Source organism: Chryseobacterium tongliaonense, from assembly GCF_041224435.1.
In the GTDB taxonomy this organism is placed as follows: domain Bacteria; phylum Bacteroidota; class Bacteroidia; order Flavobacteriales; family Weeksellaceae; genus Chryseobacterium; species Chryseobacterium tongliaoense.
In genome coordinates this window covers 35,774-53,328 of the sequence record NZ_JBGFFD010000015.1, presented here as the reverse complement: position 1 = coordinate 53,328, position 17,555 = coordinate 35,774, and the positions used below count along the sequence as shown (strand labels likewise).

The following is a 17,555-nucleotide window of genomic DNA, read 5'->3' as shown; positions in this document are numbered from 1 at the left end:
TTCAACCCGGACGGAACTTTATTGTGGAAAAACTGGTTAGATACCGTAACTGCAATCATTCCTTACTTTAAAATGAGGTTCTTGGGCGGTCTGCTTTATATTTCAGGAGCTATTTTAATGGTTGTGAATGTCATAAAAACAATCAGATCCGGATCATTCCAAAAAGAGGTCCCTGCAGAAGCACCCGCTCTGGCCAATATCGGAAACAACAGGAAAGAAGGCGAAGGAGCACACTTATGGCTTGAAAGAACTCCTAAATTATTATCCATCCTTGCATTCGTTGTGATTTCCATCGGCGGACTGGTAGAGATTGTGCCTACGCTTACCATAAAAAGCAACCTTCCACAGATCACTGCTGTAAAGCCCTACTCTCCGCTGGAACTGGAAGGAAGATATTTATACATCCGTGAAGGCTGTAATTCCTGCCACTCTCAGATGATAAGACCTTTCCGTGATGAAGTGATGAGATTTGACGGTAAAAACGGACAGTATTCAAAAGCCGGGGAATTTGTTTATGACAGACCATTCTTATGGGGATCAAAAAGAACAGGACCGGATTTGCACAGAGAAGGAAGCAGAAACCCTGATTCATGGCACTTTAAACATATGTATAACCCGAGAATTACTTCTGCAGGCTCCATTATGCCCCGCTTCCCGTGGCTGATCACCAATAAACTCGACCGTTCAGAAATGGTTGCTAAAATGGAACTGATGAAAAATACGTTTGACATACCTTATACAAAAGCCCAGGTCGATTCTGCAAATCAGTGGGCAGACAACCAGTCTAAAGCGATTGTAAAAAGAATTTATTCAGAAGCTGCCGACGTAAAAGATCAGGTAGAAAAGGATAAAGTCGCTAAAGGTTCTGCATTTGTTCCGCTTGAACAAAGAGAAATTATAGCCATGATCGCTTATCTGCAAAGATTAGGGACAGATATCAAAACGACAGACATTAAAACGGCAAGTGCAGATTAATTTTTTTAAACTGATGTAATATGAAGACAAGAACCCCCATTTCAATATACATTGCGGTAACGACAGGCTTAACCATTATGGCGTTCGAAATGTTCGCCCAGGATGCCAGCTATTTTTCTTCGCCTTTCTTCTGGGTATTGCTGATCATTGCAACTATTCTGCTACTGATCATGAATTCAATCGGAGACCTGGTGGAAAACGAAAGCTTCAGCCGCCTGACCGAGGAAGAAAAAAAGCTGTACTTGGAAGAAAAGAAAGTTTCTTATTTTCAAAAACTATGGAACTCCGCATTCAAAAAGCAATCCCAGTCTGAAGAAAAAGACATTCTTATCGACCATGGTTTTGACGGAATCACCGAGCTCGATAATTCATTACCGAAATGGTGGATCGGCCTCTTTTATTTCGGATGTATATTCTGTGCCATTTACATGATTGCATTCGCTTTTACAGACTATGCCCATCCCGATGCGGAATATGATAAAGAAACCAAAACCATGCTTGCCTCCATCCAGGAATTTGAAAAAACAGCTCCTGCGATTAATCTGGAAACCGCAAAATACAGTGCAGATCATATTGCGGAAGGTGAACAGCTTTTCAAAACCAATTGTGTAACCTGCCACGGAGACGGGGCAAAAGGAGGAATCGGGCCCAATCTTACCGACGCTCATTGGATCAACATCAAAGAAAAAAGTTTATTCAAAAATGTTTTCTGGATGCTTGAAAACGGTTCCCCGAATAATCCTACCATGAGGCCTTTCATAAAAGAAGGAACCATTACGGGAAGAGATGCTGAAAAAATTGCAGCCTATATTTATCATATCAATCAGGAAACAGCTCCTATCACAGAAGCTCAGGGTGGTGCCCAACCACAGGGAGAAGAAGTAAAATGGGAAAACGGAAACGAATAAATTAATAATCTTAACTTATAAACCATGCCATGCCCCTTTGAAAAACAAACTAACATTTTGAATTTTCATTTTTGCAAAAACCTTTTCAACACATCAAAAAAATGATTAAAAGGGGGCTTTTAAAAAACAAAAAATCCACGCCTTGGTTGTTTTCATCAACTAATTCACTTGACTACAACTAAACAAAAATTCCATAATAGACAGCCAAGGCAGGATTTTTGTATTCCAATAGGGTACCACAACAGATATTTTTTTTAATTAGTATTATTATCTTTGTTACAAACCCTATCACAATTTGAAACTAAAAATCAATAAAAGAAAACTTCTGAGGCGTATTGCAATAACCTTTATTTCAATATTGATTCTTCTTACCCTGCTTATACTTAGCTTAAGGCTTCCGGCCGTTCAGAATTTCATCAAAGACAAATTGGTGGTATATCTTGAAAAAAAAATCAAAACAAAAGTCAGCCTCGAAAAAGTTTATATAGGATTCCCAAACAGTCTGGTAATGGAAAACCTATATCTTAAAGGGCAGAATATTGATACTCTTTTAGCGGTTAAAAAACTCGATGTAGGGCTGAATATGCTGAAGCTCATTAATTCCACCGCAGACATCACCTCTGTAGATCTGGAAGGAGCCCGAGCCAACGTGGTAAGAAAACCGGACGGCACATTCAATTTCGATTACATTATCGATGCTTTTGCAACCAGTGATAAGGAAGAAAGCCCCTCTAAACCATTTATTATTTCGCTGGATAAAATCAAATTAAAAGATATCGGGGTTACTTTTAACGATCAGCAATCGAGAAATGATATTCAATTATATTTCAAATCTTTTGATACAAGAGTAAAAACTTTTGACCTCAGTAAAAATAAATATGCAGTCAATGATATTAATCTTGACGGATTAAAATTAAAGCTGAAGCAGGACCTTGTGGAGGAAGTTTCTGAAAAAGTAGAACAAAAAGTAGATTCTCTCAACCAAAAAAAACCGATGAGTATTGGTTTAAGAGGAATCAAACTAACCAATTTCGATATTGATTACGGGGATGACAACACCAAAACATTCGCAAAAGTTCTGTTTAAAGAATTAAGCACCAGAGTGAATAAGCTTGATCTGGAAAATAACGCTTATAACGTCAGTACTGTTTTTCTTTCAGGTGCGGATATTAATGCCAATCTTTACCTTCCGTCTCAAAATGCCAATCCGAAAACTTCAAAAGAACCGGACGTTTCAAAGGCTTCCGATGAAGAAAAAGCCATGAAAATTCTTTTAGGAAAGCTCGTTCTGAATGATGTGAAAATGGTGTACAACAACACGGCAATTGCTCCCACAAAACAGGGAATGGATTTCAATCACATGAATTTTTCAAAAATGAATGTAGAGGTCCGGAATTTTAAAATGGAGAACAATACATTCGCAGGAATCGTCAATTCAGCAGAAATTAAGGAAGCACGCGGACTGGATATTCAGAAATTCAACACCGATTTTGTTTACGGAGACAAAGAAGCTTATCTTAAAGATCTGTATCTGCAGACTCCAAAAACCCTTTTACGGGATGAGGTGGTATTAAATTACAATTCAATCGAACAGCTCAGTTCTAATCTGGGAGCCGTAAAAATTTCAGCCAATATCAAAGATTCAAGAATAGGTTTTTCCGATATTTTAAATCTGGTTCCGACTTTAAGAAATACTGTGCCTTTCAACAAATATCCAAACGCAATACTGAATGTAAATGCCAATGTAAAAGGAAACGTAAATGATCTTCTGATCCGTGACCTGAAAGTTTCGGGCTTAGATCAATTGAGAGTGGCTGCTTCAGGAAGAATTAAAAATGCAATGAATCCTGATAATCTGTATTACGATTTAAGGATCGGTGAGCTTTCTTCATCAGCAAAAACCATTTTCAATTTAGTCCCGAAAAACACGATTCCATCCAATATTTCTTTGCCGTCACATCTCAGCATAAAAGGAACAGCAAAAGGTTCAACGAAAGTTGTAGATGCTAATCTCAATCTTTATTCAACCCTTGGAAATGCAGCCGTTATTGCACAAGTTGACATGAGACGTAAAAATCATGAGCTCTATGATGTAAAAGCTAATCTTCAGGCCCTACAGATCGGTAAAATCATTCAGAATAAAGACCTCGGACCTGTTACAGCCCAGATTTCCGCAAAAGGAGAAAGCTTTGATTTCAAAAATGCCAATGCCAATCTTAAAGGTTATGTTTCGTCCGCAGTTTACAAAGGTTACCGCTACAGCGATATGAATCTGACCGGAAAAATTAATCGCGGTGCCTATCATATCATCCTCAACTCAAAAGACCCGAATGCCAATGTACAACTAACCGCATCGGGAGTTTATGACGAGAAAAACCCGACGGTAAAAGTAAACGGAAGTATTAATAAGCTGGATCTGAATAAGCTTGGATTTTACACAAAACCTATGATCATTGCAGGAAAAATAGACGGTGATTTCACCAATCTTGATCCCGATCATCTTAACGGATATCTAAACCTTAAGGATTTTGCCTTTTCCGACACCAAAGAAGTTTTCCCTGTTCAGGAGCTTAATCTTAAAGCAACTTCCACCAATGATTCGACCAGGATTGTCTTCAACTCACAGATTGCTGATGTTGACATGAAAGGGAAATATAAACTGACACAGGTTTTCGGTTCTTTAGCACAAACGATCAACCAGTATTACCAGTTCCAGAAACCGGATACATCTCAGAAAATTGATGCCGGACAGTATTTTACATTCAATGCCAAAATTAAAAATGATGATCTGATCAGAAAATTCGTTCCCGATTTAAAGAGCTTTGAAACCATCAATATCACGGGAAATTACGATGCTGATTCTCAGAAAATAGAGATTGACGGGCAGATTCCACAATTGCTCTACGGAACCAATTCTATTGAAAATGCCACATTAAAAATCACTAATGAAAATCAGGCGTTACAGTATAATCTTGGGGTGGTTTCATTAAAGAGCGAGAGTTTCGCTTTAAACAAAGTGAATATCAATGGAGATGTTGCTGATAATATGATCAATTATAACATCACAACAAAAGATGACAAAGATGTTACCCAATTCCTGATTGCAGGAAATGCCAAATCATTAAATGACATTACGGAAATATCACTGAATCCAAACGGTTTAAAATTAAATTACAGTGACTGGACCGTAGCGGAAGGAAATAAAATCCAGATCAGCAGCAAAGGCATTTTAGCCGATAATTTCAGATTATCCAACAGCGGAAGTGAAATATTGCTGCAGTCTGAAAGCAATTCTCCCAACAGCCCGTTAAATGTTTCGCTAAAAGATTTCAAAATTGAAACCATCACGGAAATCATTAAAAAAGATTCTCTTCTCGCTAAAGGAACAATCAATGGTACTGTTCAGATTAAAGATCTGACCAAAAAACTGACCTTTAATTCAGACTTGAATATTTCAGACCTTTTTGTATTTGGAAATCCTGTCGGGAACCTTGCCGTGAAAGTAAACAATACTTCAGCCAACCTGCTGAATGCAGATATTGCGCTTTCTGGAAATAATAATGATGTAAAAATCTTAGGAGATTATAATACTTCCACAAGTTCTTTTGACCTGAATATGGCCATTAACCAGCTTCAGATGAAGAGCCTTCAGGGATTCACGATGAATGCAATTACCAATACGGAAGGTTATATTTCCGGAAACCTGAAAATCACAGGAACTACGGATAAACCGAATATTTTAGGAAAAGTAAAATTCAATAATGCCGGACTTGAAATTGCAAAAACGGGAAGTGATTTCAGAAATATTGATGATGAAATTGCCTTTACAAACCGGGGTATTGAGTTTGATCATTTTAAAATCAAAGATAAAGACGGCAATGCATTAAATGTAGACGGGCAGGTTCTTACCCAGACTTACAGAGACTTTGCGTTCAATCTTGATGTGAATGCCAAAGATTTCAAAGTGGTTAATTCTGAGAAATCAAATGATGCCATGATGTACGGAATTCTTGCCATTGATGCCAACTTACACGTCCGTGGAAATCTGGATTTACCGAAAGTTGACGGAAGATTGGCGGTTGCAGACAATACGGATTTTACGTTTGTGCTTCCCCAATCCAGCCCGTCATTACAGGAAAGAGACGGAATCGTTGAATTTATCGATCAGGACCAGGTTGTTTTGAATAAAACCATTAAAGCAGATTCTTTAAATGCACAAAGCCGCATCAAAGGAATGGATGTGAATGTAAATATTGAAGCCAGTAAAGAAGCGAAACTTTCAATCATCATTGATAAGGCTAACGGAGACTTTGTAAAGCTTCAAGGGGAAGCAGACCTGACCGGCGGTATTGATCCTTCGGGAAAAACAACGTTGGTTGGTGTTTATGAAGTAGAAAAAGGATCTTATGAACTTTCGGTGAGTCTTTTGAAACGTAAATTTGATATTCAGAAAGGAAGTACGATTACCTGGACCGGTGAACCGACTGCCGCCACAATGGATATTACGGCCGTCTATAAAACCGAAGCTCCGCCTATTGATCTCGTGGAGCAGCAGTTAAGTGGCGAAAGTGCTTCTATTATGAATCAGTTTAAGCAGCGAATACCTTTCAACACATTATTGAAAATGAAAGGTGAATTGCTGAAACCACAGATCAGCTTTGATATTACCACGGAAGAAAAAAACAATTCTGTTTCATCTACTGTGACGGATATTGTAGATCAGAAGCTCACTCAGCTCAGAACGCAGGAATCTGAAATGAATAAACAGGTTTTTGCTTTGCTTTTACTGAATCGTTTCGTAGGGGAAAATCCATTCGAGTCCAGTGCGGGTCTTTCTGCTGAAGCCATGGCAAGACAGAGTGTAAGTAAAATTCTTTCGCAACAATTAAACAATCTTGCTTCAGGCTTAATCAAAGGGGTAGATTTAAATTTTGATCTTGAATCTTCCGAAGATTATACATCGGGAGAAAAAAATACCAGAACAGACCTGAATGTAGGTCTTAGTAAAAAATTACTGAATGACCGCCTGAAAGTTTCAGTAGGAAGTAATTTTGCATTGGAAGGTGATGCCCGTCAGAATGAAAACATGACGAATATTGCAGGTGATGTAACGGTGGATTACAGCCTTTCAAAAGACGGAAGATATATGCTTCGGGCCTATCGTAAAGATGAATATCAGGTAGCGCTGCAGGGGCAGATTGTAGAAACGGGAGTCGGGTTTATCATTACTCTGGATTATGATAAATTCCGCGAGATTTTTCAAAAATCGAAGAAAGACAGACCTAAAAAAACAAATAAGAATAACCAAGTGGTAGAATTTAAATAATGAAAAGTAATTGGCAGACCTATTTCAGATGTGTATTCGCTTCAGGACTTACCCTGGTTACTCTTTCGTGCAGTAACACCAGGTATCTGAAGGAAGGGCAAATGCTCTACACCGGCGGCGAAGTAAAAATCGAAAACGACACCATTTCGAAAAAAGAAAAGAAAGAGCTTCAGACCGCTTTGGAAGAAAATTTAGTTCCGAAACCGAACTCCTCAATTTTAGGGTTACGCCCGAAATTATATTTTTACAATATCGCCAAAGAACCGAAAAAAGATAAAGGCTTTAATTACTGGTTAAAATATAAGGTAGGTGAAAAGCCTGTTTTATTAGGAGATGTAGACCGTGAGTTTAATAAAAAAATCATTGAAAACTATTCTGAAAACAAAGGATATTTTAATGCAAAAGCTACTTATGACACCGTCTCTAAAAATAAAAAAGCACAGGTTATTTATACCTTAAAACCAGGATCAAGATATTTAATAAGCAATGTTAAGTTTCAGCAGGATTCTTCATTGATCAATAAAGAAATTCTGACCTTAAGGGATAAAACTTTACTTAATTCCGGGAAGCCATTCGATCTGGATGTCATTAAAAACGAAAGAGAACGAATTGATAACGGGTTAAAAGAAAGAGGTTTTTATTATTTCAGTCCCGACAATATTATCGTACAGGCAGACAGTACCGTGAGTAAAAACCATAAAGTTGAGCTTAATGTAAAACTGAAGGAAGATACTCCCGACCTGGCGACCAAACAATTCACCATTGATAATGTTATTGTTTTCCCGAGCTATAATATCCAGGATGTAAAGGATGGTAAATATAAAGTACCTATGGATGTGGATTCACTTTCAAAATACGCCTATAATGGCATTTATGTGATCGATCCGCAGCATAAATTCAAACCGAAAATTTTTGACAGGGCTTTATATTTTAATAAGGGCGATCTGTACAACCGGACCAATCATAATCTTTCACTGAACCGTCTGATCAGTTTAGGGGTTTTCAAGTTTGTGAAAAATGAGTTTATCGTTTCAGATTCGCTCAACCATAAATTTGATGCCTATTATTTATTGACCCCAAGACAAATCCAGTCATTAAAGCTGGAAGCATTAGGAAGAACCAACTCCGCGAATTATGCCGGCAGTGAATTGAATCTCAACTGGACACACAGGAACTTCTTCAGAGGCGCAGAACAGTTTAAAGCAGCTGTTTACGGAGCTTTTGACTTTCAGATGGGCGGACAGGAAAATGCCAAAAACCTGTTCCGGGCCGGAGCCAATGTGCAGCTTTCCATACCCAGAATTGTGGCCCCTTTCCGTTTTAATTCTTCAAGCGCGTTTGTCCCGAGAACGAATATTACTTTGGGCTACGAATTTCAAAACCGTACGGAATATTACACGCTTAATAATTTTAATGCATCATTCGGATATGTATGGAAAGAGAATGCAAGAAAAGAACACGATTTAAAAGTAATCGATATTACACTTGTCTCTCCCGCTAAAGTAACAGATTTGTTTTATGAGCAGGCGAAAACTCCCGCTGCATTAAGGGTAGTACAGGAACAGCTTATTTTCGGACCCACCTATTCCTATACTTATACGAATACGATGCTTCCAAAGACCAATACGATCTACTATAAAGGTACATTGGATCTGGCAGGAAACATTACCGGTCTGGTCACGGGAGCCAATGTAAAAAAGAATAAAGAAAAAGAAATTTTCGGCATTCCGTTCAGCCAGTATGCAAAAATTGAAAATGATTTCAGGTTCTATCATAAGTTTACGGAAAAAAGCTCATTTGCCAGCAGATTTATCGGAGGAATAGCTTATCCTTATGGAAATTCAGAATTTGTTCCTTTCTCCAAACAGTTTTTCTCAGGAGGAAGCAACAGTATCCGTGCTTTCCGTGCAAGGACTTTAGGGCCGGGAAGTTTTGATCCCCGGACGATTCCACAAGGAACCTTGCTGGATCAGTCGGGAGATATTAAACTGGAATTGAATGCAGAATACCGAGCCAATCTTTATAAGTTTTTAAATGTAGCTGCTTTTGTTGATGCAGGAAATATCTGGTTGCTGCATGACGATGTAGACAGACCCGGAGCCAGGTTTTCAAAAGATTTTTTAAGTGAAATTGCTGTAGGAGCCGGTGTCGGCCTTAGACTCGACTTCTCTATTCTGATACTGCGATTGGATCTGGCCATGCCGTTACGTGTTCCTTATTATGAAAAAGGAGACCGATGGGCATTTGACCGGATTAATTTCGGAGATTCCGGCTGGAGAAAAGATAATCTTGTACTGAATATTGCCATCGGATATCCATTTTAATATGATCAATAATATAAAATTTTTCTGGGAAGTTTTAAGGGAAACCTTTAGTGAATGGAACAGCTCATCTGCATCCAAAGATTCGGCGAGCCTTGCCTATTATGCAATTTTTTCCATCCCCGGATTATTGATTATTATTATCTGGATTGCAGGAAATTTTTTCGGTGAAGAAGCCATCCGTGGTGAAATCAGCAATCAGATCAGCGGATTAATGGGAAATGATGTTGCCAAAAGTATTGAAGGCATGATCGCCGGCGCACTGATCGATAAGCAGAATATTTTCATGAAAATCGTGGGAATCGGATCTTTGGTTTTTGGTTCCACTACTTTATTTTTTCAGCTGCAGCATACTTTAAATACGCTTTGGGATGTGGAAGCGGCTCCTAAAAAAGCATTGATTAAATTTCTTTTGGACCGGGCCAATTCATTAGGAATGATTCTTATTCTCGGCTTTTTACTAATGATCACCATGATTTTATCGTCTATGATAAGTTTATTTAACAACTGGATTACCAATTATTTCGGACTTGAAACGTATATGCTTGTAGAGTTTGTCAATTTTGCGATCGGTTTTGGAGTGGTGATGCTGTTATTTGCATTGATGTTTAAAGTACTTCCTGATGTTAAAATAAGCTGGAAACCCGTATGGAGAGGAGCATTATTAACTACGATCCTGTTTACGCTGGGGAAATTTTTACTGAGCCTTTATTTTGGTAATTTTAAGCCTACTTCCACTTTCGGGGCCGCCGGAACTGTTATTTTAATTATGATGTGGATCAATTATTCCTGTATGCTGGTGTTTTTCGGAGCAGAATTTACCAAGGTATATACCTATAAAAAAGGATATGAAATTATTCTTTCCAAGCATGCAAAATGGAGTGCCGCCAAGCTTTATGCCGATAGCCGTAAAAATCAGGATTCCCCAACCTGACCAAGATAAAAAAAGCCTCCTGAAAATCTCGGGAGGCTTTATAGTGTTTATTACATTCTGTTTACTGTTCCTATTCCCAGTAAACCTAAAGATTTCTTTATTGTTTTCGCTGTTAAATCCGAGAGATTTAAGCAGAATTGCTTCATATTTTCATCTTCCAGAATCAAAATCGGATTATTCTGATAGAACGAATTATAAGATTTAACTAAATCATATAAATAATTGGCTACCAATGCCGGGCTTAATATCTCCGCAGCTTTTTCTACCACAGTTTTATAATTGGCAAGCTGCATAATCAGCTCTTTTTGAAACTGATTCAGCTCTACGGCTTCAGTTTCTTTCTGGGCATATCCTGCTTTTGACAATAAGGACTGAATACGTGCATAGGTATATTGAATGAACGGACCTGTATTTCCGGAAAATTCTACACTTTCATCGGGATTAAATAGCATTTTCTTTTTAGGATCAACTTTCAGCATGAAATATTTCAATGCTGCCTGTCCTATTATTTCATAGGAAGCTTCTTTTTCTTCTTCTGAAAGTCCTTCAAGCTTCCCTAATTCTATTGTGATCGCTTTTGCCGTTTGATACATTTCCTGCATCAAATCATCAGCATCAACAACGGTTCCTTCACGGGATTTCATTTTTCCATTTGGTAGCTCCACCATTCCATAAGATAAGTGGAATAACTGATCTGCCCAGGCATAACCCAATTTCTTCATGATTTTAAATAGTACCTGGAAGTGGTAGTCCTGCTCATTTCCCACAGTATAAATCAGCTTCTGAATATCATTCTGCTTGAATCGCTCTACTGCTGTCCCTAAATCCTGGGTCATATATACCGAAGTTCCGTCTGAACGCAGTAAAAGTTTCTGGTCCAACCCTTCATCGATAAGATCACACCAAACCGATCCGTCTTCTTTCTGATACAGAACGCCTTTATCCAATCCTTCCTGAATAAGGTCTTTTCCTAATAAATAAGTATTGCTTTCATATTGAACCTGATCAAAATCTACTCCTAATCTTTTATAGGTTTCATTGAATCCTTTATAAACCCAGGAATTCATTTCATTCCAGAGATTTCTTACTGTTTCATCATTATTTTCCCAATCCAGAAGCATTTTTTGAGCTTCTTTCATCATGGGAGCTTCTTTTTTAGCCTGGTCTTCCCCTACTCCCTGCTCAACCAGCTCTGCAATTTCTTTTTTGTAGTTTTTATCGAATTCAACATAATAATTTCCTACAAACTTATCTCCTTTTGTATGGGTTGTTTCCGGAGTTTCGCCATTCCCGAATTTCTCCCAGGCCAGCATCGATTTACAGATATGAATTCCTCTGTCATTGATGATCTGAGTTTTAATGACGTCATATCCTGCCTCTTTAAGAATCTGTGCGACAGAAAACCCCAATAAATTATTTCTGATATGACCCAAATGCAAAGGCTTATTGGTATTCGGAGAAGAATATTCCACCATTACGGTAGCATTTTTCTTTTCTATTTTTGAAAAACCTTCACTGACAGATTTAAACTGGTCTACAAAGAATTGATTTTTAACTTTCACGTTAAGAAAGCCTTTAACCACATTGAAACTTTCCAGCAGGTTTGTTTGAGCCGTTAAAGATTCTCCCAGTTCTACTCCTATACTTTCAGGATTTTTTTTCAATTGTTTTACCAATGGAAAAGTAACAATGGTAAAGTCTCCTTCATATTCGGTTTTATTTTCCTGAACTTCCAGATTGATCTCCTTCAACTGGTATACATTCAAAATAATTTCCGAAAGTTTTTCTTCTATGATATTTTTGATATTCATGTGCTAATATTCTTTTTTCAAAGACCATATGAAATAGCCTTGTATTTTCGCTTAAAATTTTGAAATACAAATATACGGAAATAAAAAAACCACCCGAAGGTGGTTTGTATAGAATACTTATTGTTTTATAAACACTAAGACCGCATCATCATTTCCTGGGATATTATCTAAATCTCTCGTATTATCGGAAATTTTAAGTTCTGTATCGGAAAATGTATCAACATCTTTTTTAAGAGTCTTAACCACTCCGGCCTCTGTATAGGTAAGTGTTAGAGTTCCACCCATATTATCATAGCTCCATTTACCGGCAAATGAATCAAACATATTACACTCTCCGGAAGACGGTGCCACATCATATCTTTCGTATACTCCTGAAAAATCTGCATTCACCGATATCTGTCCTTTTTGCTGACAGGTAGTTACCGGATAGGTCTTTCCTTTATATTCATATTGATAGGGCTTCCAGACTCCATTGATATCCGGAGTTTTTATTTCTGCATTTTCTCTGCTATCATCACTGCTGCAAGAAACAATACTCATCATGACAATAAGGCTGATCAAAAATTTCATATTTACAATTTTACAAATTTAAATAAAGATATTCCTGCATAGTTACAGGAATATCTTTTAATATGATTCATTAACTACTAATTAGTTTACATCCCAAAAAACTTTGGTTGATACTTTATCACCACCGATTTTTGCAGCAGCGGCAGCAACGTTAGTTGCGTTAAGTAAATATTCCTGGTCTGAGTATTTCATTCTCACAGGTACTGCTTCAACAGCAGAATCTTCTGGGTTTTCAAATACAGGATAATTTAGTCTTCTTGCAAAATTCCATGCCTGGAAACCTTTATTAAACATAGCTACCCAAGCCTGGAAACCGATAGATTTTCTCCAGTTGGTTGCATCATAAGGATTGGCAGCAATAAATGTAGCTGCAGCCGTAGGGTTTATCCCGTATTCTCCCATAGAAGCGGTAATGGCTTCACCATATAATGTAGCAGCTGTTCCGCCTACATTGAAGCCGCGTGCAGCAGCTTCAGCTCTTAAGAATGTAATTTCAGAATAATCTAATAAAAATCCTTGAGCATTTTCGGTAATAAGCATGTAACCATCCTCTCCGGCATCATTCGGTTTTGAAGAAGTCATATGCGAGTATGCACCAAATGAATTTCCTGAACCGTATACTCCTCCTACAAAAGCACCACCTACTTTAGTAAACCATCTTCCTCTTCTAGGATCTGAAGTAGAGTTCATATAATCAACCAACATTTCTGAAGGAACAAAATCATTTCTACCAGATTGTACTACATCTTGATAAACCGGATTAGCAAATAATCCCGATGGGAAAGCAGTTAATCCGAAATTATCTTCTTTAGCTGTAAATAAGCCTGCAGCATAGGCTGCTTCTGCATGAGTTTTAGCTAAAGTAGGGTCAACATCTGATAATGTAACAGCTAATCTGAATTTTAATGAGTTACCCATTTTCTTCCAATTAGTCATATTTCCTTTATAAAACAGATCATCTGTATAGCCGCTTTCACTAGTATTGATCATAGCTGTAGCAGCATCAATTCTTTTAATCAGATCCACGTAGATGGTTTTGGCATCATCATAAGGAATCTCTGATGCACCCGGATTTCCAGGTACCGCTTTTAAGGCTCCGAAATAAGGTAAATCCCCGTAAGTATCAACAAGGTTTGCCCATGCATACACACTGACTAATTCAATAATGGCTTCATTATTACTCTTCTTTGCTGCGCTTACACTTTCATTCTGAAGAAATTGTCTTGCATCTCTAAGAGCCGATAAAACACCTGGAGAATGTACGGTGGCAGAACTCGAAGCCATCATTCTGTTATAATGGTTTCTTGGAATAGGTCTTGTCACCATATCATAGTTAGACTCATCTATATAAGTAGTCTGTGCCCATTGTTGGGTAAAGAATCTGGATATATTGTTATTAACATTAGGTGTTAATAATTGTGAAATTAATTCCTGCTCCGCACTTGCTACCAATAGTCCTGAAGGCACAACCGAAGGGTGTTTAGGATCTTCATTCAGTGAAGTAATATCCCTCTCACAAGAGTTGGTGATTACTGTCAGTGAAATTAAACTTAGTATTAAAAATATCTTTTTCATGTCTTTTTAGAATTTTAATGTTACATTGATACCGATGTCACGTGTTGTTGGAAGAACCCCAATAGAATTACCTTTTGAAGCTAATCCGTTACCTGTTCCTGCTTCAGGATCCGCGTAAGGTAAATTTTTGTGAATAATCCAAAGGTTTCTTCCAACCAAAGAAATTTTAGCTTCCTGTAAAGAAGTATTTTTCAATATAGATTTCGGAAGGCTGTAACCAATACTTGCTTCTCTTAATTTAACATATGAAGCATCATATACAAATCTGCTGTTCGGCATTCTTCTGTATCCGTCTACGTTACCGAAAGTACCCGGTGCAATTGTAGGTGTTGTGTTCACCTGTCCATTAGGATTTACTCCAGGATTGATAACACCAGCTGTTCTATAGTCACCCACTGCTGTTTCTTCATACAAACCGGTAGCAAGACCATAGTACATATCTGTTGAATAAACATCTCCACCGTGTTTAACATCAATTAAGAAGCTTACTGAAACTCCTTTATAATTGAAACTGTTTCTGATACCACCAATCCAGTCCGGAGTAATATTACCGATTACCTGGTTAGGGTTTCTTAAATATCTACCAGTAGCAGGGTCTACTACACGCTCACCATTTAAATAAACATAATCTGATCCTACAAGAGCACCGAAAGCTTCACCTACTCTTGCATTTAAAGAAATTCCCCCCTGGTAAGATGCTAATAAATAATTTTTTGCATCTCCATATAAAGAAACTACTTCATTTTCATTTTTAGACCAGTTCACATCAACATCCCAACTGAAATTAGATGTCTTGAATGGTGTTCCGTTTAACTGCACTTCAATCCCTTTGTTATTAATCTGTCCTGCATTTACCAGGAATGTTCTGTATCCTGTAGCTGAAGAAACCGGTAGATTAATAATCTGGTCAAGTGTACGAGTTTTATAAACAGCAACGTCAAATCCTAATCTGTTTTTTAAGAATTGAGCTTCCATACCGAATTCTAATTCTTTAGATCTTTGTGGTTTCAGGTCCGGATTGGCCAAAAAGTACGATTGGTCTACCAATCCTGTGTTTCCAAATCCACCTCTTACTCTGTAGGTATTCTGTAATTGATAGTTAACTGTTGATGAACCTACTTCTGCATAATTCGCTCTTATTTTCCAGAAGCTTAACCAGTTTTGTTTCCATAATTCTGAAAGAATCAAAGATCCTGTAGCTGAATAATAATCGTAGGTATTATTTTCTTTTGGAAGGTTTGAACTTCTGTCTACTCTATAAGTTCCGTCTACAAACAATAAGTTTTTATATCCGAATGAAGCGGTAGCATATAAACTTGAAGTAAGCCATTTTGCATAGTTCTCATCCGGTGGAATGATCGGACTGGCAGAGTTTGAGATAGCAAACAATCCCGGAGTTGCCAGACCTCCTTCAGTACTTGCATAAACACCGTCACTTAAGTTTCTTCTTACGTTCCCCCCTACGATACCACTTACGTTTAAATCGTCTGTAATATCAAATTTATAGTTGGCAAATACGTCGAAGTTGGTTTCCGCAGTTCTTACATCCTGACGGGAATATCCTGAAGTCACATTATTTCCTGAAGCACCAAATGCCTGAGGTAAAGATCCGTTCATCAATCTTTGCTCAATCAGCATCTGCATATTGTCATATGATAATTTCCCTGTAATACCGAAGTTTTTAGAAACATCATATTTTAACTGAGCATAGCTGAATGTTCTCGTTCTTGAATCCGACTGATAATTCTGATATCTTTGGAAATATGGGTTATTCCAGTAGGCAGGTGTTCCATCTGCACCTGAAGTTCTGTTCCAGGTGTTATTGGAATTATTTGTTCTGGCATACGCATCTCTCAGCTCATACAAATCTACGTTGGTCTGCCACCATTGTCTGAAACCGGTCACAATATTATCTGAATACCCTGTTTCATTTCTACCTTTAGTATCCTGAATCGTTAAGGTTGAGAAAACTGTAGCATGAAGCTTATCTGTAAAGTCATAGCTGAATTTTGCCGTCAAACTGTTCTTTCTCAAATCGGAATTCGGTAATAAACCATTGGAAAGCATATTTGAATATGACAAAGATATGTTGGATGACTTATTTCCTTTTTCTAATGAAATTGAGTTAACATAGGTAACCGGGTTCTCGAAAAATTTAATCGGCCCGTTTTTAGCAGCCACCCAAGGCGTCGCCTTTCCGTAATAAGGTGAAGTAGGGTCATATGAATACCATTGACGTACCATCAAATTAGGATTAAACTCTGCCCCATAAGATGCATCCTCAGTAAGTGGTACCTGAAACTCACCGGTATCAGGGTCGTGATTAAAATATTCATCCGGATTGCCATCACCATTCGTATCGTTTCCATATTGAGGACCATAGCCGGCTCCATATCTTGTCTGGTATTTAGGGAATGTCGATTTATCAATAAAACCTACATTTACACTTGAATTTAATGTTACTCCCCAACTTCCGTCTTGTTTTCCTCGTCCGTTTTTAGTAACAATCAAAATAACCCCATCACTTCCACGCTCACCATATAAAGCTGAAGCCGCAGCTCCTTTAAGAACGTTTATACTTTCTATATCATTTTGGTTGATATCAGATAAAAAGTTTCCGTAATCAAATATTGATCCTTTAACAGTACCGTTATTTACCGGAGATCCATCTATTACGATTAACGGGGCACCGCCACTTAAAGATTTGTATCCTCTAATCAATAAGTTTGAAGATCCGCCAAAGTTGTTATTTGTGTTCACCTGCAGACCTGCTACTTTACCTGAAAGTAATCCCGCAACGTTTCCGGTATTAGTAGTTCCTCCGGTAAGGGCTTCAGCCTTTACTTCTTCAGAGGCGTACCCTAATGATTTTTTTTCTCTTTTGATCCCGAGTGCAGTCACCACTACCCCCTCAATATCCTGTGTTCTTACCGTATCACTTGTCTTTTGCTGCGCATTTACAATAGCTAAAGACGAAGACAATACAAGAGTAAGCACACTTGCTGTTAGTTTCTTCATATCAAATTTATTTTTGCGTTGTTGCAAATTTGTAAAACTTTCTTAAAAACACAAAAGAAAATCACATAAATTTAACAATGTTTCAAAAAAAAATAAAAAAAACAACGTTTCAATCAA

At 37.8% G+C, this 17,555-nt stretch carries 9 protein-coding genes; 5 read left to right on the top strand and 4 right to left on the bottom strand.

The genetic code is table 11. From position 1 onward, the window contains the following. The 5 genes from ccoO to AB8P06_RS19965 form a co-directional block, all read left to right on the top strand. A partial coding sequence (gene ccoO, locus AB8P06_RS19985) for a cytochrome-c oxidase, cbb3-type subunit II (RefSeq protein WP_369844314.1) occupies positions 1–975 on the top strand: 975 nt, incomplete at its 5' end. A 20-nt stretch (positions 976–995) separates the two neighbouring features. After that, positions 996–1,883 (top strand): cbb3-type cytochrome c oxidase N-terminal domain-containing protein, encoded by an 888-nt coding sequence (locus AB8P06_RS19980; RefSeq protein ID WP_369844312.1) that lies wholly within the window; start codon positions 996–998, stop codon positions 1,881–1,883. Positions 1,884–2,178: 295 nt separating this feature from the next. Then, positions 2,179–7,209, top strand: a complete 5,031-nt coding sequence (locus tag AB8P06_RS19975) for a translocation/assembly module TamB domain-containing protein (RefSeq protein WP_369844310.1) — start codon at positions 2,179–2,181, stop codon at positions 7,207–7,209. Then, on the top strand, positions 7,209–9,533 hold the full coding sequence (gene tamL / locus AB8P06_RS19970) for a translocation and assembly module lipoprotein TamL (protein ID WP_369844308.1): 2,325 nt from the start codon (positions 7,209–7,211) through the stop codon (positions 9,531–9,533). Before AB8P06_RS19975 ends, tamL begins: the two co-directional genes overlap by 1 nt. A 1-nt stretch (position 9,534) precedes the next feature. Further along, positions 9,535–10,464 (top strand): YihY/virulence factor BrkB family protein, encoded by a 930-nt coding sequence (locus AB8P06_RS19965; RefSeq protein WP_369844307.1) that lies wholly within the window; start codon positions 9,535–9,537, stop codon positions 10,462–10,464. A gap of 50 nt (positions 10,465–10,514) precedes the next feature. On the opposite strand, the gene argS is transcribed toward AB8P06_RS19965, so the two are convergent. From argS to AB8P06_RS19945, 4 genes are all read right to left on the bottom strand, one after another. Beyond that, positions 10,515–12,275, bottom strand: a complete 1,761-nt coding sequence (gene argS / locus AB8P06_RS19960; protein WP_369844305.1) for an arginine--tRNA ligase — start codon at positions 12,273–12,275, stop codon at positions 10,515–10,517. A 117-nt stretch (positions 12,276–12,392) separates the two neighbouring features. Beyond that, complete coding sequence (locus tag AB8P06_RS19955; protein ID WP_369844303.1) at positions 12,393–12,845, bottom strand: lipocalin-like domain-containing protein; 453 nt, start codon at positions 12,843–12,845, stop codon at positions 12,393–12,395. Positions 12,846–12,926: 81 nt separating this feature from the next. Beyond that, entirely contained in the window at positions 12,927–14,420 is a 1,494-nt protein-coding gene (locus AB8P06_RS19950; RefSeq protein WP_369844301.1) for a SusD/RagB family nutrient-binding outer membrane lipoprotein, read from the bottom strand. Between the two features lie 6 nt (positions 14,421–14,426). After that, a complete protein-coding gene (locus AB8P06_RS19945; RefSeq protein WP_369844299.1) occupies positions 14,427–17,438 on the bottom strand; it encodes a SusC/RagA family TonB-linked outer membrane protein in 3,012 nt (1,003 codons plus the stop codon). Positions 17,439–17,555: the final 117 nt, after the last annotated feature.

Excerpts from the sequence above, each read along its gene's own strand:
- AB8P06_RS19950 (WP_369844301.1), bottom strand. The coding sequence starts at position 14,420 with ATGAAAAAGATATTTTTAATACTAAGTTTAATTTCACTGACAGTAATC.
- AB8P06_RS19980 (WP_369844312.1), top strand. The coding sequence starts at position 996 with ATGAAGACAAGAACCCCCATTTCAATATACATTGCGGTAACGACAGGC.
- tamL (WP_369844308.1), top strand. The coding sequence starts at position 7,209 with ATGAAAAGTAATTGGCAGACCTATTTCAGATGTGTATTCGCTTCAGGA.
- argS (WP_369844305.1), bottom strand. The coding sequence starts at position 12,275 with ATGAATATCAAAAATATCATAGAAGAAAAACTTTCGGAAATTATTTTG.
- AB8P06_RS19965 (WP_369844307.1), top strand. The coding sequence starts at position 9,535 with ATGATCAATAATATAAAATTTTTCTGGGAAGTTTTAAGGGAAACCTTT.
- AB8P06_RS19945 (WP_369844299.1), bottom strand. The coding sequence starts at position 17,438 with ATGAAGAAACTAACAGCAAGTGTGCTTACTCTTGTATTGTCTTCGTCT.
- AB8P06_RS19955 (WP_369844303.1), bottom strand. The coding sequence starts at position 12,845 with ATGAAATTTTTGATCAGCCTTATTGTCATGATGAGTATTGTTTCTTGC.